The organism is Pseudomonas oryzihabitans (assembly GCF_032027545.1).
GTDB lineage: Bacteria > Pseudomonadota > Gammaproteobacteria > Pseudomonadales > Pseudomonadaceae > Chryseomonas > Chryseomonas oryzihabitans_F.
In genome coordinates, this window is record NZ_JAVSJB010000008.1 from 111022 (window position 1) to 130761 (window position 19740).

Sequence of the window (19740 nt, forward strand, 5' to 3'; positions counted from 1 at the left end):
AGGGGAATCAGGAAGGGGTGTCCGGCAGGCGCACCAGCAGCCCATAGCTCAGGGCGCCAGCCACCGCGACCGCGGCGGCGATGCCGAGGGCGAGGCCGAAGGAGCCGGTCTGCTGGACGATCATGCCGGTGATGACCGGGGCGAAGGCGCCGCCGAAGTAGCCACCGAAGTTCTGGATGCTGGCCAGCGAGGCCACCTGGTGCGAGGGCACCGCAACGCTGACCAGCGACCAGGTGCCGGCCACCGCCACGTTGAGGCTGAACAGTGCCAGGCTGAAGCAGAGGGTGACGCTGCCGATGCCGGTCACCCCGGCGCTGCACAGGGCGAACAGCCCGGCCGCCGCCAGACCGCCGCAGATCGGTAGCTTGCGGCTGAAGGCCAGGCTGTGCCCGCTACGGGTCAGGCGATCCACCAGCAGGCCGCCGCCGATCACGCCACAGGCGCCGGCCAGGAATGGCAGGCTGGCGACCCAGCCGGCCTGGGCCAGGGACAGGTGATGGACCCGCTCCAGGTAGGCCGGCAGCCAGGTCAGGAACAGCGACAGCATGTAGATGATGCCCACGTAGCCGATCACCACGCCCCAGGTCAGGCGACGGCGGAACAACCCCAGCCAGTCGGCGAAGGTCAGTCGCTGGCCGGCGTCCTGGGGTGGCAGGCCGGCGTCCAGGTGCGCCCGCTCCGCGGCGTCCAGCACCACCTGCACCCGGTCGCGATAGCTCAGGTACCAGAGCGCCGCCACGGCAACGCCGAGCACCCCCATGGCGATGAACATCTGCCGCCAGCCCAGCCACAGCAGTAGCGCAGTGAGGATCGGCTGGGAGATCGCCGGCCCCAGCGAGGACGACAGGTTGAAGATGCCGGAGGGCAGGCCGCGCTCGCGCACGTTGAACCACTCGCTGACCACTTTGGCGCCGGCCGGGAATTGCGGCGCCTCGCCGATGCCCAGGCCGATGCGGGCGAGGATCATCAGGTGCAGGCTGCTGAGCAGCCCGAGCACGCCCTGGGCGAGCGACCAGAGGCAGATGCCCAGGCCCAGGGTCAGGCGCGCGCCGAAGCGATCCAGCAGACCGCCGATGGGCAACTGGGCGAAGGCATAGGCCCAGGCGAAGGCCGACAGCAGCAGGCCCATCTCGGTCGGCGTATAGCCCAGCTCGCCGCTGATGGTCTGGTTGGCGATGGCCAGGGTGCTGCGGTCCAGGTAGTTGACGAAGCCGGCCAGTACCAGCAGCGCCAGGGCGATCACCTGGATCCGCTTGAGGCGAGCGCTCTTGGGTGGCAGCGGCGTCGCCGCGGGACGCGCATCCGGCACGGGTGCCGCCAGGATGTTTTGGGTCGCTTTCATCCAGCCCTCCCGGGCAACGCCTCAGTGGCGATAGGGACGTTCCAGGGCGCACTCCGGATTGAGGCGCACACCGAAGCCGGGCCGATCCAGCGCCGAGGCGCGCATGCGGCCCCGCACCGGGATGGGTTCGTCGAGCAACTGCGGATGGAACATGGGCACCACCTCGTCGGCCTTGGGCGCCATCATCAGGAACTCGGCGAAGGGACTGTTGGTGCGGGTGATGACGAAGTGGTAGCTGTAGACCGAGGAGCCATGGGGCACCACCAGGGCGTTGTGGGCATCGGCCAGCGCCGAGATGCGGATCAGCTCGGTGAGGCCACCGCACCAGCCGACATCTGGTTGCAGGATGTCGCAGCAACCCATCTCCAGCAGTAGCCGGAAGCCCCAGCGGGTGGCCTCGTGCTCGCCGGTGGTGACCAGCATGCCCTTCGGCACGTTGCGCTTGAGTTCGGCATAGCCCCAGTAGTCATCCGGCGGCAGCGCCTCCTCGATCCACTTGAGGCCGTACTGCTGGGCGCCCTGGGCCAGGCGGGTGGCATAGTTGAGGTCCAGGCTCATCCAGCAGTCGAGCATCAGCCAGAAGTCGTCGCCAACCCGCTCGCGCATGGTCGCCAGGGCCTCGAGATTCTTGCGCAGGCCTTCCTCGCCCTCGGCCGGGCCGTGTTGCAGCGGCAGCTTGCCGCCAATGAAGCCCATCTCCTTGGCCAGGTCCGGCCGGGCGCCGGTGGCGTAGAACTGCAATTCGTCACGCACGGCGCCGCCGAGCAACTGGTGCACCGGTTCCTGGCGCAGCTTGCCGAGCAGGTCCCAGAGCGCGAGATCCACCCCGGAGATGGTGTTGAGCACGATGCCCTTGCGCCCGTAATAGAGGGTGGAGAGGTACATCTGGTCCCAGATCTTCTCCAGGTCGGTGACCTTGGCGCCCTCCAGGAAGCGCGCCAGGTGCCGCTCGACGATGAAGGCACCTAGCTCGCCGCCGGTGGTGACGGCGAAGCCCACGGTGCCGTCGCTGGCCTCGACTTCCACCACCAGGGTACCCAGTACGTTGATGCCGAAACTGCGGCGGCTCTGGCGATATTCCGGGTACTTGGCCATGGGCGTGGCGATGTGGTCGTCGATCCAGTGGCCGTCGCCCTGGTCGTGATAGTCGGCGCCACCGCCGCGAAGGGTGTAGGCGCGCACCTGCTTGATGGTGGGTAGGGTCATGGCGAAGCTCCCTTAATGACTGGGCGTGAGCTGGGGTTGGGGATCGGCCTGGTCGCGGCGGCGCAGGCCGAGGATCAGGGCGGCGGCCACCAGGGTGGTGCCGGCGAGCAGATAGAGGCCGGCGCCGGGGTGGGCGAAGGTCGTCTCGGCCCAGCGCTTGGCGAGGGGCGCGATGAAGCCGCCGATGGCGCCGCAGGTGTTGATCAGGGCGATGCCGCCGGCGGCGGCGCTACCGCGCAACTGATCCGACGGAAAGGTCCAGAACAGCGGCTGCACCGCGATGAAGCCGGCGGCGGCAAAGCACAGGGCGAGCAGCGCATAGAGCGGCGAAAAGGTCACCGAGGCGGCGATGCCCAGGCCGGAGATGGCCAGGGTGGCGGCCGCGGTGCAACGGCGTTCGCCGGTGCGATCCGACCAGCTGGGGATCAGCCAGGCGGCGAGCAGGGCGCACACCCAGGGAATCGCCGAGACCAGGCCGACCAGCAGCCCGACCTTCTGCCCGAGCAGCCCGGCCACCTGGGTCGGCAGGTAGAAGACCACGCCATAGACGCTGGCCTGGATCAGCAGGTAGATGCTGCACAGCAGGAGGATGCGCGGCTGACCGAGCAGGCGCAGCAGCCCGCCGTGGTGCGGCTTGGCGGCGTCCTCGGCGTCCAGCGCCTGTTGCAGCGCCTGCTTTTCCGCGTCGCTCAGCCAGCGGGCATCGCGCGGCCGGTTGTCCAGGTAGAACCAGGCCCAGACACCCACCAGGCTGGCCAGCACCCCTTCGACCAGGAACATCCACTGCCAGCCATGCAGACCGCCGAAGCCGTCGAATTCCAGCAGCAGGCCCGACAGCGGACTGCCGAAGATGAAGGCCAGGGGCGCGCCGAAGTAGAAGAAGCCCAGCGCCCGGGCGCGATAGCGCGAGGGGAACCAGTAGGTGAGGTAGAGGATGACGCCAGGGAAGAAGCCGGCTTCGGCCACCCCGAGCAGGAAGCGCAGCACATAGAAGGCCGTCGCCGTGTGGGCGAACATCATGGCGGCGGAGATCAGGCCCCAGCTCACCATGATCCGGCACATCCACAGCCGGGCGCCGACGCGGTGCATGATCAGGTTGCTGGGAATCTCGAGAAAGGCGTAGCCGACGAAGAAGACCCCGGCGCCAAAGGCGAAGGCCGCGTCGGAGATGCCGGTATCGGCCTGGAAGGCGACCTTGGCGAAACCCACGTTGGCCCGGTCGAGAAAGGCCATGACGTACATCAGCAGCAGGAAGGGCAGCAGGCGCCGGGTGACCTTGGCGACCAGCCCCGGTGACAGGGTGGTGTGCATGGCGATCTCTCTTGTTGTTGTGATTCGGCCACGGCTCAAGGTAGTCGCAGTTGCAATGCCTGGATAATCGCTTTTTGTTTAGGACCGATACCCTTAAGGTATCGGTATGCGTCGGCAGCCTGGCCAGAGCCATCGAACCCTGCTGAACGCGTCCGCTCGCGCTACCAGGATGCCGCCGATGAACGCTTCTCCCCATGCCCGTGCGCTGTTCGGTCGGCTGCGCTACAAGCATCTGCTGATGCTGGTGACCCTGGCCGCGACCCGCAATCTGCACCGCGCCGCGGAAGCTCTGCACATGTCGCAGCCGGCCACCACGCGGATGCTGCAGGACGTGGAGGAAGCCTTTGGCTGCGTGCTGTTCCAGCGTCAGGCGCGGGGCCTGACACCCACGGCGCTGGGCGTGGAGATCATCGAATTCGCCCGGCGTGCCCTCAATGGCCTGGATCGCTGCGCCGAAGACCTCGATGCGCGTCGCTCCGGCGGCTATGGGCATCTGGCGGTGGGGGCCATCATGGGTGCCTTGCCCGATCTGGTGGTGCGCGCCATCGCCGCGAGCAAGGCGCGCCAACCCGGCCTGCAGTTGCGTATCCTTGGTGATACCAGCGACCAGCTCACCGAACTGCTGGAACAGGAGCGGATCGATGTGGCCATCGCCCGTTTCACCCAACCTGCCGATCTCGGTCGCTTCTCCTTCGAGCCGCTGGGCAACGAGCACCTGGCGGTGGTGGTACGTACCGGGCATCCCCTGACCGATCGCGCGCCACCCGATCTGGCCGAGCTGGTGGCGGACTGGCCCTGGATCCTGCAGCCCGAAGCCAGTCCGGCCCGGGTGGCGCTGGAGGCGGCCTTCGCCCGGCGCCAGTTGCCACCCCCGGCGGACGTCATCGAATGTGGCTCGGTGTTCGCCATGCTGCAGCTGGTGCAGATCACCGACGCCATCCTGGTGCTGACCGAGGCGGTGGTGCGCGATCACCTGCGCACCGGGCTGCTGGTCCCGCTCGACCTGGAAATCACCGAACCCCTGACGCCCTTCGGGATCCTGCTGCGCACCGGCCAGGTACCCAGCGCGGCGCTGGAAGGGTTTCTCGGCCTGCTCAGACGCCAGGCCGCGGGCACCACTGTCTGAGCGCCGCCCTTGCACGGCGAGAAATATTTTCGCTGCCCCTGTTGTTTCTTCCCTGGTAAATCAGTATCTTAGCGGCCGCTGGCGCAGAGAACCCCCCTGAACGGGTGCTCCGCTAAAGCCAGCCGGATGCCGCAAGGCTTCCATGCGCAGCGGTAGTTCAGTCGGTTAGAATACCGGCCTGTCACGCCGGGGGTCGCGGGTTCGAGTCCCGTCCGCTGCGCCATCTGTCACCCAAGAGCCCTGGCTCGCGGGAATCGAAGAAAGCGGCCCTCGTGGCCGCTTTTTTTCGTCCTGTGCTTTTGTCGCCAAGTCTTGCCAGAGCGAAACCGCTGCGCGTCGTCGAGTTCAAAAGAACTCTGTCGTTGCCTGTGGGAGTCGCCATGAAGATCGCCTGTCTGGGGTGGGGGTCGTTGATCTGGAAGCCGGCGGAACTGCCGATCGCCTCGGACTGGTTCGCCGATGGCCCCTGGCTGCCCATCGAGTTCGCCCGGGAGGGCGATAGCGGCGAGCTGGCCACGGTGCTCTGCGATGGTGTAGCCGAGGTGCAGGTGCTCTGGGCGTTGCTGGGCGTCTGTGACCTGGACTCAGCCCGTGAGGCCTTGCGCGAGCGTGAAGGCGTACCCAGGGAACAGCCGGAGTGTATCGGCAGCTGGCCATTGGGGCCGGATGCGGCCTTCCAGGCCGTCATTGGCGACTGGGCCTGCGAGCAGGGACTGGACGCCGTGGTCTGGACTGCGCTGCCACCGCGCAGTGCTGGCCTCAACCAGCGCAAGCCGTCGCCCGAGGCGGCCCTGACCTACCTGCGCACCCTCGATGCCGAACGCCAGGCCCACGCGCGCGACTACATCCGCCGCACGCCGGCGGCCATAGACACTGCCTACCGCCGCCTCATCGAGTCGACCTTCAACTGGCGACCCCTGCCGAGGGCGATGCCTGAGGTCGATCGGTCGGCCTGACAACTCGCTACGAACCCTCCGCACTTTTCGTTGAGCGGTCTTTACCCGGTCTTTTCCGCTAGCGAATGTTGGCAAGTTGCGTATAGCCCTGGTACCGGCCATGACTGCCTGCAGGTTTCTTTCTTACCTTACTTAGCGAACAACTGGACCTGCAGCTGGCGTCCAGTTCGCGAGGTGCGAGGGTCCTGGCCGCTTAGGGTTCTATTAATGAACTTTTTCAGCCGGAGCGCCGTATCGTTATCACGCGAAAGTCGCTCTTTATCACTGGTGCGGCGGCGCGAGATGATTTATCTTCGCCCCACTTTCGCTAGTTAGCGAAGTCTTCCTTCATCCTTTTTCGTTTTTCCAGGAGGACTCATGTCCCGTCTTGCCGAATTCCGTGCTGCCGAAGAACAGCTGCGTGCCCAGTTGCAGTTGCTCGAAGATCTCAAGCAGGATTCTTCCCTGCAAAAAGAGATCGAGTTCGAGAGCAAGCTGCAAGCGCTGATGGATGAATACCAGATGAATCTGGGCGATATCATCGGCATTCTGGACCCCAATGCTGCGCCGAAGCACAAGGCCCGGACGCCGCATCCGGAAAAACCGGCCGGCAAGCGTCGTCCGCGTTCCGTCAAGCGTTACCAGCATCCCAAGACCGGTGAGGTCATCGAAACCAAAGGTGGCAACCACAAGTTGCTCAAGGCTTGGAAAGCCGAACACGGTGCCGATACCGTGGAAGGCTGGCTGCAGTAAGTTTCCGCACTACGCTTCTCATCCGGGGCTGGGCGCAATGCCTGGCACCTGGCTGGAACCCTGGTGTTAGTGCGTCTTGCCGAATGACCCATATCGTCGGATTTCCGGGCTGGCACTAACCAATCATTGTTCAGCTCCGCTCGTAAGATCAGGCAATGCCGTTCCAGGCGTGTGCCACCCGTTCGATGTTGCAACCGCTGTTGTCCTGTCCGTTACAAAAGGGCCTAACGTACTGCTACGCAATCCTGCTAGTTGCCTGACTCGGTCGTCCGCATCTGAATGCTTTGTCGACACTAAGCAAGCACTGATTGTGAGCCGCTGCGCAAATACACTTCGGGCCTGCGGGCCTGGCTCGCCATTGTTGGGTGTTGTCCGAGTGTCTGGCGCTGAATGTCATTGCCTGCCGAACAACTTTACTGGCAGGTCAAGTAACGGTGGGCGATGGCTGGGCGTTCAGGCGTCGTTACGTAGCCGATAACCCACGCCGGCTTCGGTGACGATGAAGCGGGGCGCCACGGGATCGTCGGCCAACTTCTGGCGAAGATGACCGATGACGATGCGCAGGTAATGGCTGTCCTGGGCATGGCTAGGGCCCCAGATGTCCACCAGCAGTTGCCTTTGCGTCACCACCCGGCCCGGGTGTTGGGCGAGGGCGGCCAGGACAGCGTATTCCTTGCGCGTCAGGGCGATCTCAGCGCCCGCCAGACTGACCTTCCGATAGGCGAAGTCCACGCGCAACTCGCCTACCTCCAACGCAGCCTCCTGCTGCGTGGTGCTGGCCGGAGTCTGTCGCAGCAGGGCACGCGTGCGGGCGAGGAATTCCTGGATGCCGAAGGGCTTGGTCACGTAGTCGTTGGCGCCGGCGTCCAGGGCGCGAACCTTCTCTCTTTCGTCCGCCCGTACCGACAGCACCAGCACGGGCACCGCCGACCATTCGCGCAGTTCCACCAGCACGTCCTGGCCGTCGCGATCCGGCAGACCCAGGTCGAGGATCACCAGGTCCGGCTGACCGAGCGCCGCCTGGGCCAGCCCGTCGGCGCCGGTGGCGGCCTCGCTCACCTGGTAGCCCTGAGCGGCGAGGCTGATCCGCAGGAATTTGCGGATCTGGGGTTCGTCGTCGATGACGAGGACATGGGCGGGCATCTGAGGGGTTTCCACACGAGAGGGCGTCATCATAGCCTCTGCGACTACCGGGTGAGCCCGCCTTATTCCGCCGGAGGCGCGGGCAGCGGCAGATGCATCCGCAGCGTAGTGCCGCGACCGTCCAGACCGTCGTCCACGCTGACCCGACCGCCATGGGCGCCAACCATGCCCTGGCAGATCGCCAGGCCCAGGCCAGTGCCCTGGCCGCCCCGATCGCCGCGCGCGGCGGTGTAGAACATGTCGAAGATGCGGGTGCGATCTTCCAGCGGAATGCCGGGGCCCTCGTCGGCGACGGCGATCTGCAGTTCGCCGTCCTGGCGCAGCAGGCTGATCTCCAACCGTCCCCCGGGTGCGGAAAAGCGGATGGCGTTCTCCAGTACATTGACCAGCGCCTGTTCGATCAGCGCCGGATGCACCCAGAGCAGCGGCAGGCCGGGCTCCACCTGGGTGGTGACCTGCAGGCCGGCCAGCAACGGCTGCAGGCGCTGCAGGGCGCTGGCGAGAATGTCGCCAGGATCGACCCAGTCCCGCGCCAGCTGCAGGCTGCCGTGGCCCAGGCGGGTCATGTCCAGCAGGTTCTGGATGTAGCGGTCGAGTCGCTCGGCTTCCTGGCGGGTGGCCTCCAGCAACTCCTGGCGGTCCGCGGCGGGGATGGCCTCGCCCAGGGTGGCGAGGGCATCGATGGAGCCGCGCATGACCGTCAGTGGGGTGCGCAGGTCATGGGACACGGAGGCGAGCAGGGCGCTGCGCAGCTGTTCGGTCTCGCCATGCAGGCGCGCGGCTTCCAGGTCCTCGCTGAGCAGCACTCGTGCCAGGGCCTGGGCCAGGGGTTGTGCCAGGCTGGCGAGATGGCGGCGCTCGGCGTCGTCCAGCGGCCTGGCGTCTTCCCGGCGCACGCCGAGTACCGCGAGGCTGCCGCCCTCGGCCAGCAGTGGCCACCACCACCAGCGGCCGGAGGGCAGGGTGTCGGTGCCACAGCCCGCGGGCTTTTCCTGCTTCCAGGCCCATTCGGCGGCGATGCGCTCGCTGTCGACGAGGGGCAGGTCGGCGGGATGGGCGATCAGGCCGTTCTTGCCCTCCGGCACCAGCAGGCAGACCTGCTGGGTGGTGTCGCCCAGGTGCTTGAGGGTGGCGCTGACCACCGCCTGGCGATCGCTGGCGGCGCTCAGCTGGCGGGTGAAGTCCAGCAACGCCTGGGTTTCGCGCTGGGTCAGGCGCAGGGCCTGCAACTGGCGCCGCTGGCGGGCCGCGAGGTCGCCGGTGAGCAGGGCCATGAGCAGGAAGAAGGCCAGGGTGAGGACGTCCTGCTCGCGGTTGATGGTGAGCGAGAAGGCCGGGGGGATGAACAGGAAGTCATAGGCGAGAAAGCCGAGCAGGGCGCAGAACAGCGCCGGACCGCGACTGCTGCGTACTGCCACCAGCAGCACCGCCGCGAGGAAGATCAACGAGATGTTGGGCAGTTCCAACAGGCCTGCGACACCCTCGGCGATGGCTGCTGCCAGGGCGGTGGCGAGAATGGCCACGCCATAGGGGCCGGGCCGCAAAGGACTGCGCGGACGGGGACTGGGTGAGGTATCGCGATCCAGGTCGAGGATGGCCACTTCCAGGCCCTGGGCCAGGCGCAGTAGGCGACTGGCCAGGCGGCGCCTCAGGCTGAAGCCACGTGGCCGGCCACGGCCGATCAGCAGCACGCTGGCGCGCTGGTCGCGGGCGTGGCGCACCAGGGCGCGGGCCGGGTCGCTGTCGCGCAGGGTCAGGACGTCGCCGCCGAGGCGTTCGGCCAGGCGCTGGCTGGCCTGCAGGGTGGCACGGGTGGCTTCGTCGAGGGGCTGGCCGGTGTCGACGTGGACCAGGGTCCAGGGCAAGTGGCGCTGGTCGGCGAGGCGGCTGGCATGGCGGACCAGGCGCTCGGCGGACGGCGCGGTACCCAGGCCGACGATCAGCCGTCCCAGCAGCGGCGGCGCGGCCTGGCCCTGCTGGCGATAGCGTAGCGCCAGGGTGGAGTCCACCTGGGCGGCGGCGGTGCGCATGGCCAGTTCGCGCAGGGCGGTGAGGTTGGTCTGGCTGAAGAAGGCATCGATGGCGGCGCGGGCCTGCTCGGGTACATAGACCTTGCCCTCGCGCAGGCGCTCGAGCAGCTCCCGCGGCGGCAGGTCGATGAGCACCAGGTCATCGGCATCCAGCAGCACCTGGTCCGGCACCGTCTCGCGCACCTGCACGCCGGTGATGTCGCGCACCTCGTCGTTGAGGCTTTCCAGGTGCTGGACGTTGACCGTGGTGTAGACGTGGATGCCCGCGGCGAGCAGGTCGGCGACGTCCTGCCAGCGCTTGGCGTGGCGACTGCCCGGCGCGTTGCTGTGGGCCAGCTCGTCCACCAGCACCAGTTCCGGCGGATCGACCAACAGGCCTTCCAGGTCCAGTTCGGTGAGCTTGAGCCCGCGGTGCTCAACTCGCCGCAGCGGCTGCTGCGGCAGGCCGGCGAGCAGGGCGGCGGTCTCCCGCCGCCCGTGGGTCTCGACGATCCCGGCGCGCACCCGGCGGCCCTGGCGCAGGGCGGTCTGCGCCGCCTGCAGCATGGCGTAGGTCTTGCCCACGCCCGGGGCCGCCCCGAGGAAAACCTTGAGGCGGCCACGGCCTTCGCGGTGTTCGGCCAGCAACGCTTCGGCGCGCCCGGTGCTGTCGGTCATTTACTCAGTTCTGCCAGGGCCAGGTTGAGGAGCAGGACATTAACCGTTGCCGGGCCGAAGAGCGAGGTGTGCGTCTGCTCGCGCACCAGGGTTTCGAGGCGCTCCGGCGCCAGGCCGCGGGCGGCGGCGATGCGGGCGATCTGGTAGCGCGCGCCGGCCGGGGTGATGTCCGGGTCCAGGCCGCTGGCGGAAGTGGTCACCAGCTCCTGGGGGACCGGCCCCTGGCCCGCTACCAGGACGTCGGGCAGCGCCTTCTCGATACGCTCGCGCAGCGCCGGAGCGGACTGCGCCAGGTTGCTGGCGCTGCTGGAGACTGTGGCGAAGTCACCCGCCGAGGGCCGTGGCTGGAACCACTCGGGACCGGTGAATTTCTGCGCGATCAGGCGCGAGCCGAGGACGCTGCCATCGGCGCGCCGGATCAGGCTGCCGCTGGCCTGGTCGGCGAACAGTGCCTGGCCGAGCACCGTGACCAGCAGCGGATAGACGCCGCCGGTCAGGACCGTGAGCAGCAGGAGCATCAGCACGGCGGAACGCAATTGCATGAGCATGGCGGTCTCCTCAGACCAGACCCAGGGCGCCAAGCGCCAGGTCGATGACTTTGATGCCGATGAAGGGCACGGCGATGCCGCCCAGGCCATAGATCAGCAGGTTGCGGCGCAGCAGGGCGGCAGCGCTGGCGGCCTTGACCCGCACCCCGCGCAGCGCCAGGGGAATCAGTGCGACGATGATCAGGGCGTTGAACACGATGGCCGAGAGGATGGCGCTCTGCGGACTGGCCAGGTGCATCACGTTGAGCACATTGAGCTGCGGATAGATGCCAGCGAACAGCGCCGGCAGGATGGCGAAGTACTTGGCGACGTCGTTGGCCACCGAGAAGGTGGTCAGGGCGCCCCGGGTCACCAGCAGCTCCTTGCCCACCTGCACCACGTCCAGCAGCTTGGTCGGGTCCGAGTCCAGATCCACCAGGTTGGCAGCCTCGCGAGCGGCCTGGGTGCCGTCGTTCATGGCCATGCCCACATCGGCCTGGGCCAGGGCGGGGGCGTCGTTGGCGCCGTCGCCGCACATGGCTACCAGCTTGCCCTCCGCCTGTTCGCTGCGGATGCGCTCCAGCTTCTTCTCCGGGGTGGCCTCGGCGATGACGTCGTCCACGCCCGCCTCGGCGGCGATGGCCGTGGCGGTCAGGGGATTGTCGCCGGTTACCATCACGGTGCGGATGCCGAGGGTGCGCAGCTCGGCGAAGCGTTCGCGGATGCCGGGCTTGACCACGTCCTTGAGGTGGATGGCGCCCAGCAGGCGACCTTCGCCGCAGACCAGCAGCGGGGTACCGCCACTCTTGGCGATGGTCTCGATCTCCCGGGCGAGCACCTCGGGCAGGTCGGCGCGGGTTTGGCCCAGGAAGGTCAGGACCGAATCCACCGCACCCTTGCGATACTCGCGGCCCTGCCAGTCGACGCCCGATAGCCGGGTCTCGGCGCTGAAGGGAATGGGCGTCACCTGGGCCTGCGGCGGCTCCTCCAGCGGGTGCAGGTTACGCAGGTACTCGACCACCGAACGCCCTTCCGGCGTCTCGTCCGCCAGGGAGGCGTACAGCGCGCCTTCGGCCAGCGCCTTGGGCGTGACGCCGGGGGTGGCGTAGAGCGCGCTGCAGCGGCGGTTGCCGAAGGTGATGGTGCCGGTCTTGTCCAGCAGCAGGGTGTGGACGTCGCCGGCGGCCTCCACCGCACGGCCCGAGGTAGCGATCACATTGAGCCGCACCAGGCGATCCATGCCGGCGATGCCGATGGCCGAGAGCAGGCCGCCGATGGTGGTAGGGATCAGGGTCACCAGCAGGGCCACCAGGAACAGCAGCGGCAACTGGCCGCCGGCCAGGGCGGCGAAGGGCTGCAGGGTCACCACCACCAGCAGGAAGATCAGCGTCAGGCCGATCAGCAGGATGTCCAGGGCGACCTCGTTGGGGGTCTTCTGCCGCTTGGCGCCTTCCACCAGGGCGATCATCCGGTCCAGAGTCGATTCGCCCGGATTGGCGGTGATGCGCACCCGAATCCAGTCAGAGACCACCCGGGTGTTGCCGGTGACCGCCGAGCGATCGCCGCCGGATTCGCGGATCACCGGGGCGGATTCGCCGGTGATGGCCGCCTCGTTGACCGCGGCCACGCCTTCGATGATCTCGCCGTCACCCGGAATCAGCTCGCCGGCTTCGACGCGCACCACCTGGCCCTTGCGCAGGGAGCTGGCCGGCACCATCCGGTGGCTGCCATTCTCTTCCAGGCGGGCGGCCAGGTTCTGGCCGATGCCCTTGAGGCTGTCGGCGCGGGCCTTGCCGCGGCCTTCGGCGAGGGCTTCGGCGAAGTTGGCGAAGAGCAGGGTGAACCACAGCCAGAGGGTGATCTGCACCGCCACCCCGGTGCTTACGCCATTGCCCGGCGCCAGGCACAGCAGGGTGGAGAACAGCGCGGTGATCTCCACCACGAACATCACCGGCGAGCGGATCTGCTGGCGCGGGTCGAGCTTGACGAAGGCCTGGCGCAGCGCCTGGCGCCAGAGGGTGCCGGCGGTCGGGGTGGGCAGGGTGTGGGTCTGGGCATCCATTTCAGCGGACTCCGAACAGTTGCAATTGATCGGCGATCGGCCCCAGGGCGAGCGTCGGCAAGAAGGTCAGGCCGCCCACCAGCAGGATGGTGACGACCAGCAGGGTGACGAACAGCGGGCCATGGGTCGGGAAGCTGTTGGGGCCAACCGGAACGGCGCGCTTGGCAGCCAGGCTGCCGGCGATGGCCAGGATCGGCAGGATGTAGCCGAAGCGACCGATCAGCAGCGCCAGGCTGAGCATCAGGTTGTGGAAGGGCGTGTTGGCGCTGAAGCCGCCGAAGGCCGAGCCGTTGTTGGCCGTGGCCGAGGTGTAGGCATAGAGCAGTTGGCTGAAGCCATGGGGACCGCTGGCGGCGATGCCCGCTACGCCCGCCGGCAAGCTGGCGGCGATGGCCCCCAGCACAAGCACGCCCAGCGGCATCACCAGCAGGGTGGCCACCAGCAGGCGCACCTCGGGTGCCTCCAGCTTCTTGCCCAGGTACTCCGGGGTACGGCCAACCATGAGGCCGGCGATGAACACGGCGATCAGCACATTGAGCAGCATGCTGTAGAGGCCGGCGCCGACACCGCCGAAGATCACCTCGCCGAGCATCATGTTGAACAGGGCGATCAGACCGGTCAGCGGTGCCAGGCTGTCGTGCATGGCGTTCACCGAGCCGTTGGAGGCAGCGGTGGTGACGGTCGCCCAGAGCGACGAGGCCGTGGCGCCGAAGCGGGTCTCCAGGCCTTCCAGCGAGGCACCCTGGGTGATCGGCAGGCTGGCCAGCAGCGGATTGGCGTGGTCCTGGGCGCCGATGGCGACCACGGCGCCGAGCACCAGCAGGCCGAACATGGCGGCGAAGATGGCCCAGCTCTGCCGGCGGTCCTTGACGTAGTGGCCGAAGCTGAACACCAGCGCGGCCGGGATCAGCAGGATGGCCGCCAGCTCCAACAGATCGCTCAGCGCCGTGGGATTCTCGAAGGGATGCGCGGAGTTGACACCGAAGAAGCCGCCGCCATTGGTGCCGAGTTGCTTGATGGCGATCTGGCTGGCGGCCGGGCCCAGGGGCAGTGTCTGGCTGGCACCCTGCAGGGTGGTGGCGTCCACGTAGGCGGCGAAGGTCTGGGGTACGCCCTGCCAGATCAGCAGCAGCGCCAGCGGCAGGCACAGCGGCAGCAGCACATAGAAGGTCGCGCGGAACAGATCGACCCAGAAATTGCCGATCTCCTTCGTACTGCGCCGGGCGATACCGCGGGCCAGGGCAGCCAGGACGGCCACGCCCACGGCGGCGCTGACGAAGTTCTGCACGCCCAGGCCGACCATCTGGCTGAAGTAGCTCAGCGAGGCTTCGCCGCTGTAGGCCTGCCAGTTGGTATTGGTGACGAAGCTGATGGCGGTGTTCAGCGCCAGGGTCCACTCCAGGCCGGGCAGATGCTGCGGATTGAGCGGCAGCTAGCCCTGCAGCAGCAGGATGGCGAACAGCAGGATGATCCCCAGTAGGTTGAACAGCATCAGGGCGAGGGCGTAGGTGCGCCAATCCTGGCCACGGCCATCGCTACCGGCCAGGCGCAACGTCAGCCGCTCCAGGGGGGCGCCGATGAAGGTCAGCCAGGTCCGCTCGCCTTCCAGCGCCCGGTAGAAGAAGCGCCCCAGGCAGGGCGCGGGAAGAAAGGTCAGGGCCAGGAAGGCCAGGATCAGGAACGCGGCTTGGCTGTCCATGCCGCCTCCTAGGACCGGCCGGCGCGTAGCAGCGCCGCCAGCAGATAGACGAACAGGCCGACTGCGAGTAGCAGGGCCAGGAGATTCCAGGGATTCATTGCGCGCTCTCCACGAAGTAAGGCTCCTCGAACGGCGATTGCCGCGTGGAGAAATTGTCGTGAGGAGGGCTGTAAAGAAGCGAGGCGCGCTTAGGAGAAGGTGCGTAAAGAAAGCGTTAAATCGGCCCCGTCATCCAGCGATGGCGGGGCCTGGCGGTCATTGCTGCGGCGCGTTTTGCTGTTCCTGCTTGGCCTTCTTGTTGGCCTCGTGGTGACCGATGGCGCAACCGGCAGCGGCACCGGCGACACCGTGGCCCCCGGCGACGTGGCCGGCGGCACCGCCCACGACGGCGCCCTTGACGCAGCCGGCGGCGAAGGTAGCTTGACTGGCGCCCAACAGCAGGGCGGAGATGGCAAGGGCAGGCAGGAGTTTCATGGTGGCGACCTCTCGTGGGTGCGAAGTAATGTCCTGTAACAATTGACCAAACTGATCCGTATCAGTTCTCCGGCTCTCCATCTCGGCCACCAGAGTGCCGTGGACGCCACCAATCACCTGCATCGTCAGCGGGCCATCGATATCGCGGCCATGGGCCGCTCCTACAGCCTCAGGTATGACTGTAGGAGCGGCCCATGGCCGCGATCCAGGTACCAGCCGCAACAAGGCTTGGCCTGGGCGAGAGTGAAGAGGCTGCGTCAGAGCCGTTGAAGGTGTACTTACTAACGCGGTCGCAGATGCAGCACCGCCCAGTAGGCCGGTTTCGGCCGCTGCTGGCGGTCGAACAGCAAGGGCTGATCGTCCCCCGGCACGCCCGGCGGGTTATTCAGATAGCTGTGGTCGTCCGCCACGCCCCACCAGGTCACGGCGGTCACCTCGGGATGGGTCAGGAGCATGGCCAGCAGGTCACGATAGCGCTCGGCCTGCAGGTCCAGACGCTGCGGCACGTTCAGCGTGGGGTGATAGTCGTGGTGCTGATAGAGACTCATGTCCAGTTCGGTGATCTGGTTTTCCAGCCCCAGACGCGCGAAGGTGGTGAGCGACTGGTCGATGGCCGCCAGCGACGGCCAGTAGATGCTGATATGGGTCTGGTGGCCGATGCCCTGCACCGGCACCCCCTGGGCCTGCAAGCCCCTGACCACCCGTGCCAGGCAGTCGCGCTTGGCGGGCTCGTGGGTGTTGAATTCGTTGATGAACAGCCGCGCCTGGGGATCGGCGGCGTGGGCCGCGCGGAAGGCCTCGGCCAGGTAGTCCGGGCCGACCACCTGTAGCCAGCGGTCGTTGCGCAGACAGCCCGGCTGGTTGGCGTCTATGACCTCGTTGACCACGTCCCAGGCATAGACCCGGCCCCGGTAGCGGCCGACCACCGTGGCGATGTGCTGGCGCAATCGCTGCAACACCCGCTCGCGGGAGGCCGGCTGGCCGCCATCCCCTTGCCAGAACCAGTCCGGCGTATGGCTGCCCCAGAGCAGGGTATGGCCCCGGATCGCCAGCCCATGGTGTTGGGCGAAAGCGACGATGGCATCGGCAGGGGCGAAGACGTAGCTGTCCTCCTGCGGATGGATACGCGCGGGTTTCATGGCGTTCTCTGCCACGACGCTGCTGAACTGCTGCGCCAGCAAGTCACCATCGGGGCCCTGGAGTTGGTCGGGCTCGATGGCGGCGCCGATCTTCAGGCGCGGCGCATAGGCCGCGGCCAGGGAGCGGCTAGCGGTCGGCGCCATCGGTTCCGCGGCCCCGGCAGCGGCACTGCAAAGACCGAGCGACAACAGCATTGCAACGAGTGAGCGTGGCATCTGCGTGATGCTCCGGAAGGGGCGTGGAATATCGCTTCGGTCGTGCGGAGGATCACTCAGGATTGAGGATGCTGCTGCTCTTCCTTGGCCTTGGTGGCCAGGTGGTGGCCGATTGCGCAACCGGCTACCGCACCCGCAATGGCATGGTGTCCGGCGACATGCCCGGCCACGCCACCGGCAATGGCCCCCTTGATGCAACCGGCCGCTAGACTCGTCTGGCTGACGGCGAGCAGGAGGGCGGACAGGGTGATGGCACTTATACCTTTCATGGAAGGTCTCCGGCGTTATGAAGAGCCGAGCGTAACGGTGCTTGGGTTAACCGGTGCTTAAGGTCAGGCATTTGACGTCACTTCAGCCGGAACCGGGCTCGCCCATTGGGCGATAAACTCGGCGATGCGCTCTTCGATGCGGCTTTCGACGGTACGTAGGCGCAATACAGGGACGCCGCTTTTCGCCAGGATGCCGTCCTTCAGTGCATCACGTGCCGCCTGATCGGGGCGGTCATGATAGCCGCCGTCCACTTCGATCACGCCTACCGGGATCTTTCCTACTCGGAAATAGATGACGAAATCACAACTGGAGCGCCTCATGAAGGCTCTCTCGCTGTCCGTTATGTCCGGATTGCTGGGCGCGGCGACCTGGTCCAGCTTGACCTGGTCGTGGACTGTCAGTGCATGGCACGCTGGGTTGGTTAGCGCCTCGCGCAACAACTGCGCCGCGATCTGCTCGGACTTGTAGCGCGAATCCGCGGGTCGCAAGCGGGCGTTCAACTGAGCCAGGGATTGGTCGTACTCGCGGTATAGCAGGTCAAAGGCCGACACCACCGGCGCTCGAACGATCTGTGTATCTTGCGCGTAATAGATGACGTAGCGGATCAGGGCAGCGATGTGGCTATTGTTGCCCGCGAACACCGCGTCGCCCGTGACCAGGGTGAAGCGGTGCTTGGCCCGCGACACCGCAACGTTGATCATGCGCGGGTCGTCGACGAACGTGAGCCGTTTGTGTTCTTGGTTATAGCGCTTCTTGTCCAGCACCGTAGAGAAGACGATCTCGTCGCATTCCCGGCCCTGGAACTTGTGCACGGTGTCCTTGACGAAATCCGCTGGCAGGCACGTCCCGGATAGCTTGACCTGAGCCCGGAACGGCGCGATGAAGCCACGGCCGTCGCCGTCCATACCGAGTGGCTCGCCGTCTTCATCGAGCACCTTGAGCAAGGAGTCCAATTCTCGAAGGTTCGTGTTCTGTCGGGCATGGTTGCCCTGGGCGGTGATCACTAGACGTAACGGCGCCTCGCCCTTGTCGGCGGTCATCGGCACCAGCGCGTTGTCGTAGAACTGCTGATTGCAGAACTGGATGATCCTAGGGTGGCAGCGGTAGTGCTCTTTTAGTAGGGTCCTAGGCAGCGTCTCCCTGAACACCTTGATGCACGAATCGAGCAGGCTATATCGCTCGCAGTCGTAGGCCTCGTCAGGCGCGGGTAGGCCCAGTTTTACCGGAATGTGCGCCAACTGGCGGTTGTCGCCGACAACGATTAAGTTCTTCGCGCAGCCCAGTGGCAAGATGCCTGGCACGATGTCCTGCAGTGAGGCCTCGTCAATGATCACGTAGTCGAGGATCGTTCCGGGCGCTATCGAATTGACGATGGAATGCGTGCCGCTGCCCAGGATAGGGAAGCGCTTCAAGAAGGAATCGAACTGTTGTCGGTACGTCTTGGCGTCGAAGTTGTTCGATGGCTGAGGCAGGCTGTGCAGCTGCTGCTTCAGATGGCGCATCGACGAGGTTTTCAATTCATCCAGCATGGCGCTGAAATTGCCCCGCGCCAGCGATTCGCGACATGCCTGTAACTCCGCACTTTTAGCCTGCACCGCTTTCTCGTAATAGTGCATCTGCAAGCCATGAAACAGGGCCAGCCGTGCGTCGCCCTCGGCAAGCGGTTTGGTGCGGACAATCCGGAAGTTAAACAGCAGCTCGACCCGGTCTTTTAGGCGGATGCGCTGCTCGCCGAGGTGGTTCAGGTAGGCCATCAGGTCGGTCGTCTTCCGTGGGCTCAATCCGTACCGTGTCAGCGAGACGGGAGACTGAACGCCATTGTCTGCCTGCCACTGCTGCAGATAGCGCTGCTCGATGATCAACTCATCAAGTTCGATCTGTAATTGCGCCGCCCGGTTGTAGTCGTGCAAATGCTGCTTCAGGCGAGCGAGTAACGCTTGGATCTCTTCCAGCGTTGGCGTCGGTTCTGGGTCGCTGGAAGGCCAGGCTGGCAGGGCAGCGAAAAAATCCTCGCGGTTCTCCTGCTTGCCGAGTTTGGCGAACAGATAGCCTAGGCCGCACTTATCCAGCTTCTCGTAGACGTTCTCCACCGCTGCATTGTTGTTGGACAGCACCGCCACCGTTTGCCCACGCAGCAGGATATTGGCAATTATGTTGAGGATAGTCTGGGTCTTACCCGTTCCTGGCGGACCCTCGATCATGCTGACCTGCGCGCGAAATGCCTGTTCCACCGCTGCAAGCTGGCTCTCGTTCAATCCGAACGGATAGATCAGTCCCTGGCTCGACGGCAGTACGCTATTGCGCCCCGTACAGTAGGCCTGTAACGCGGTGTTGGCGCTGGCGGGCAGTCGTCCTAGCTGGCGCACGACATTGGCGGCGATGTCGCGGTCGTTCTTCGACGCCGCACTTTCTTGCCGAGCATTAGCCACCGCAGTGAAATAGCGAAAGACCGGCGTTTCTTTCATCGTCGTCGGCATAACAAAGCTGATGCCATCCATTTTGAAGACGTAGGGTTTGTCGGCGTCTTGATAATGCACGACGGCATAACGCTCGCCGTAGATGGTCGCCTTGACAATGGGAGTGACGATCTTGCTGCCAGGCTTGCTCAGAAGCATCTCGCCCAGATCGCGGGTAGGGGTAATACTGCAAACGCTAAGCGGACGCGTATAGCTTTTCTTGGAGGGGAAATAGCACCTCAGCTGCAGGGCGGCATACTTGTCGTCCCAGTAGATCGCCCAATCGCTGATCTGTGAGGTCCTGTCTTCGCCATCCACCCAGATCGACACCATGCATCTCTTTCCCTGTACGCATAATTTTCGCCGCGTCTTCACCTGAGCAGTGGTGACCGGC

The 19740-nt window shown here is 66.1% G+C and carries 15 protein-coding genes, 1 tRNA gene and 1 pseudogene; 4 read left to right on the forward strand and 13 right to left on the reverse strand.

Annotated features, from left to right (window positions below):
• Nucleotides 1-7: 7 nt before the first annotated feature.
• The 3 genes from RND78_RS15455 to RND78_RS15465 are packed head-to-tail and all read right to left on the reverse strand — an operon-like array spanning nucleotide 8 to nucleotide 3859.
• Complete coding sequence (locus tag RND78_RS15455; RefSeq protein WP_312729998.1) at nucleotides 8-1342, reverse strand: MFS transporter; 1335 nt, start codon at nucleotides 1340-1342, stop codon at nucleotides 8-10.
• A gap of 21 nt (nucleotides 1343-1363) precedes the next feature.
• Nucleotides 1364-2548 (reverse strand): L-rhamnonate dehydratase, encoded by a 1185-nt coding sequence (rhmD, locus tag RND78_RS15460; RefSeq protein ID WP_312729999.1) that lies wholly within the window; start codon nucleotides 2546-2548, stop codon nucleotides 1364-1366.
• Nucleotides 2549-2560: 12 nt separating this feature from the next.
• Nucleotides 2561-3859, reverse strand: coding sequence for an MFS transporter (locus RND78_RS15465; protein ID WP_312730000.1), 1299 nt, complete (start codon nucleotides 3857-3859; stop codon nucleotides 2561-2563).
• A 178-nt stretch (nucleotides 3860-4037) separates the two neighbouring features.
• On the opposite strand from RND78_RS15465, the gene RND78_RS15470 reads away from it, so the two are divergent.
• The 4 genes from RND78_RS15470 (at nucleotide 4038) to RND78_RS15485 (ending at nucleotide 6673) form a co-directional block, all read left to right on the forward strand.
• Nucleotides 4038-4985 carry a LysR family transcriptional regulator gene (locus RND78_RS15470; RefSeq protein WP_312730001.1) on the forward strand — a complete coding sequence of 316 codons (948 nt, stop codon included), beginning with the start codon at nucleotides 4038-4040 and terminating at the stop codon, nucleotides 4983-4985.
• Nucleotides 4986-5131: 146 nt separating this feature from the next.
• Nucleotides 5132-5208, forward strand: a tRNA-Asp gene (locus RND78_RS15475).
• A 157-nt stretch (nucleotides 5209-5365) separates the two neighbouring features.
• Nucleotides 5366-5941 carry a hypothetical protein gene (locus tag RND78_RS15480; protein WP_312730003.1) on the forward strand — a complete coding sequence of 192 codons (576 nt, stop codon included), beginning with the start codon at nucleotides 5366-5368 and terminating at the stop codon, nucleotides 5939-5941.
• Nucleotides 5942-6298: 357 nt separating this feature from the next.
• The gene (locus RND78_RS15485) at nucleotides 6299-6673 is read left to right on the forward strand and encodes a histone-like nucleoid-structuring protein, MvaT/MvaU family (protein WP_312730005.1); all 375 of its coding nucleotides are present in this window, start codon (nucleotides 6299-6301) and stop codon (nucleotides 6671-6673) included.
• Between the two features lie 453 nt (nucleotides 6674-7126).
• On the opposite strand, the gene RND78_RS15490 is transcribed toward RND78_RS15485, so the two are convergent.
• The 10 genes and pseudogenes from RND78_RS15490 to RND78_RS15535 form a co-directional block, all read right to left on the reverse strand.
• Nucleotides 7127-7816 (reverse strand): response regulator, encoded by a 690-nt coding sequence (locus tag RND78_RS15490; RefSeq protein ID WP_312730008.1) that lies wholly within the window; start codon nucleotides 7814-7816, stop codon nucleotides 7127-7129.
• A gap of 62 nt (nucleotides 7817-7878) precedes the next feature.
• Entirely contained in the window at nucleotides 7879-10503 is a 2625-nt protein-coding gene (locus tag RND78_RS15495; protein ID WP_312730009.1) for a sensor histidine kinase KdpD, read from the reverse strand.
• On the reverse strand, nucleotides 10500-11051 hold the full coding sequence (gene kdpC / locus RND78_RS15500) for a potassium-transporting ATPase subunit KdpC (protein WP_312730010.1): 552 nt from the start codon (nucleotides 11049-11051) through the stop codon (nucleotides 10500-10502). Before kdpC ends, RND78_RS15495 begins: the two co-directional genes overlap by 4 nt.
• A gap of 10 nt (nucleotides 11052-11061) precedes the next feature.
• Nucleotides 11062-13092, reverse strand: coding sequence for a potassium-transporting ATPase subunit KdpB (kdpB, locus tag RND78_RS15505; RefSeq protein WP_312730012.1), 2031 nt, complete (start codon nucleotides 13090-13092; stop codon nucleotides 11062-11064).
• 1 nt (nucleotide 13093) lies between these two features.
• Nucleotides 13094-14791 (reverse strand): annotated as a pseudogene (gene kdpA / locus RND78_RS15510) (potassium-transporting ATPase subunit KdpA).
• Between the two features lie 8 nt (nucleotides 14792-14799).
• The gene (gene kdpF / locus RND78_RS15515) at nucleotides 14800-14889 is read right to left on the reverse strand and encodes a K(+)-transporting ATPase subunit F (RefSeq protein WP_312730014.1); all 90 of its coding nucleotides are present in this window, start codon (nucleotides 14887-14889) and stop codon (nucleotides 14800-14802) included.
• A gap of 157 nt (nucleotides 14890-15046) precedes the next feature.
• Complete coding sequence (locus tag RND78_RS15520; protein WP_059229622.1) at nucleotides 15047-15265, reverse strand: hypothetical protein; 219 nt, start codon at nucleotides 15263-15265, stop codon at nucleotides 15047-15049.
• A gap of 281 nt (nucleotides 15266-15546) precedes the next feature.
• Nucleotides 15547-16548, reverse strand: coding sequence for an endo-1,4-beta-xylanase (locus tag RND78_RS15525; protein WP_312730019.1), 1002 nt, complete (start codon nucleotides 16546-16548; stop codon nucleotides 15547-15549).
• Nucleotides 16549-16676: 128 nt separating this feature from the next.
• Entirely contained in the window at nucleotides 16677-16889 is a 213-nt protein-coding gene (locus tag RND78_RS15530) for a hypothetical protein (RefSeq protein ID WP_312730021.1), read from the reverse strand.
• Nucleotides 16890-16952: 63 nt separating this feature from the next.
• A complete protein-coding gene (locus RND78_RS15535; RefSeq protein ID WP_312730023.1) occupies nucleotides 16953-19679 on the reverse strand; it encodes an AAA domain-containing protein in 2727 nt (908 codons plus the stop codon).
• Nucleotides 19680-19740: the final 61 nt, after the last annotated feature.

Bases quoted from the DNA above. Each gene is read 5' to 3' on its own strand.
- RND78_RS15470 (WP_312730001.1), top strand. From the start codon at position 4,038: ATGAACGCTTCTCCCCATGCCCGTGCGCTGTTCGGTCGGCTGCGCTAC.
- RND78_RS15480 (WP_312730003.1), top strand. From the start codon at position 5,366: ATGAAGATCGCCTGTCTGGGGTGGGGGTCGTTGATCTGGAAGCCGGCG.
- RND78_RS15495 (WP_312730009.1), bottom strand. From the start codon at position 10,503: ATGACCGACAGCACCGGGCGCGCCGAAGCGTTGCTGGCCGAACACCGC.
- RND78_RS15455 (WP_312729998.1), bottom strand. From the start codon at position 1,342: ATGAAAGCGACCCAAAACATCCTGGCGGCACCCGTGCCGGATGCGCGT.
- RND78_RS15485 (WP_312730005.1), top strand. From the start codon at position 6,299: ATGTCCCGTCTTGCCGAATTCCGTGCTGCCGAAGAACAGCTGCGTGCC.
- rhmD (WP_312729999.1), bottom strand. From the start codon at position 2,548: ATGACCCTACCCACCATCAAGCAGGTGCGCGCCTACACCCTTCGCGGC.
- kdpB (WP_312730012.1), bottom strand. From the start codon at position 13,092: ATGGATGCCCAGACCCACACCCTGCCCACCCCGACCGCCGGCACCCTC.
- RND78_RS15465 (WP_312730000.1), bottom strand. From the start codon at position 3,859: ATGCACACCACCCTGTCACCGGGGCTGGTCGCCAAGGTCACCCGGCGC.
- kdpF (WP_312730014.1), bottom strand. From the start codon at position 14,889: ATGAATCCCTGGAATCTCCTGGCCCTGCTACTCGCAGTCGGCCTGTTC.
- RND78_RS15490 (WP_312730008.1), bottom strand. From the start codon at position 7,816: ATGCCCGCCCATGTCCTCGTCATCGACGACGAACCCCAGATCCGCAAA.
- RND78_RS15525 (WP_312730019.1), bottom strand. From the start codon at position 16,548: ATGGCGCCGACCGCTAGCCGCTCCCTGGCCGCGGCCTATGCGCCGCGC.
- RND78_RS15520 (WP_059229622.1), bottom strand. From the start codon at position 15,265: ATGAAACTCCTGCCTGCCCTTGCCATCTCCGCCCTGCTGTTGGGCGCC.
- RND78_RS15530 (WP_312730021.1), bottom strand. From the start codon at position 16,889: ATGAAAGGTATAAGTGCCATCACCCTGTCCGCCCTCCTGCTCGCCGTC.
- RND78_RS15535 (WP_312730023.1), bottom strand. From the start codon at position 19,679: ATGGTGTCGATCTGGGTGGATGGCGAAGACAGGACCTCACAGATCAGC.
- kdpC (WP_312730010.1), bottom strand. From the start codon at position 11,051: ATGCTCATGCAATTGCGTTCCGCCGTGCTGATGCTCCTGCTGCTCACG.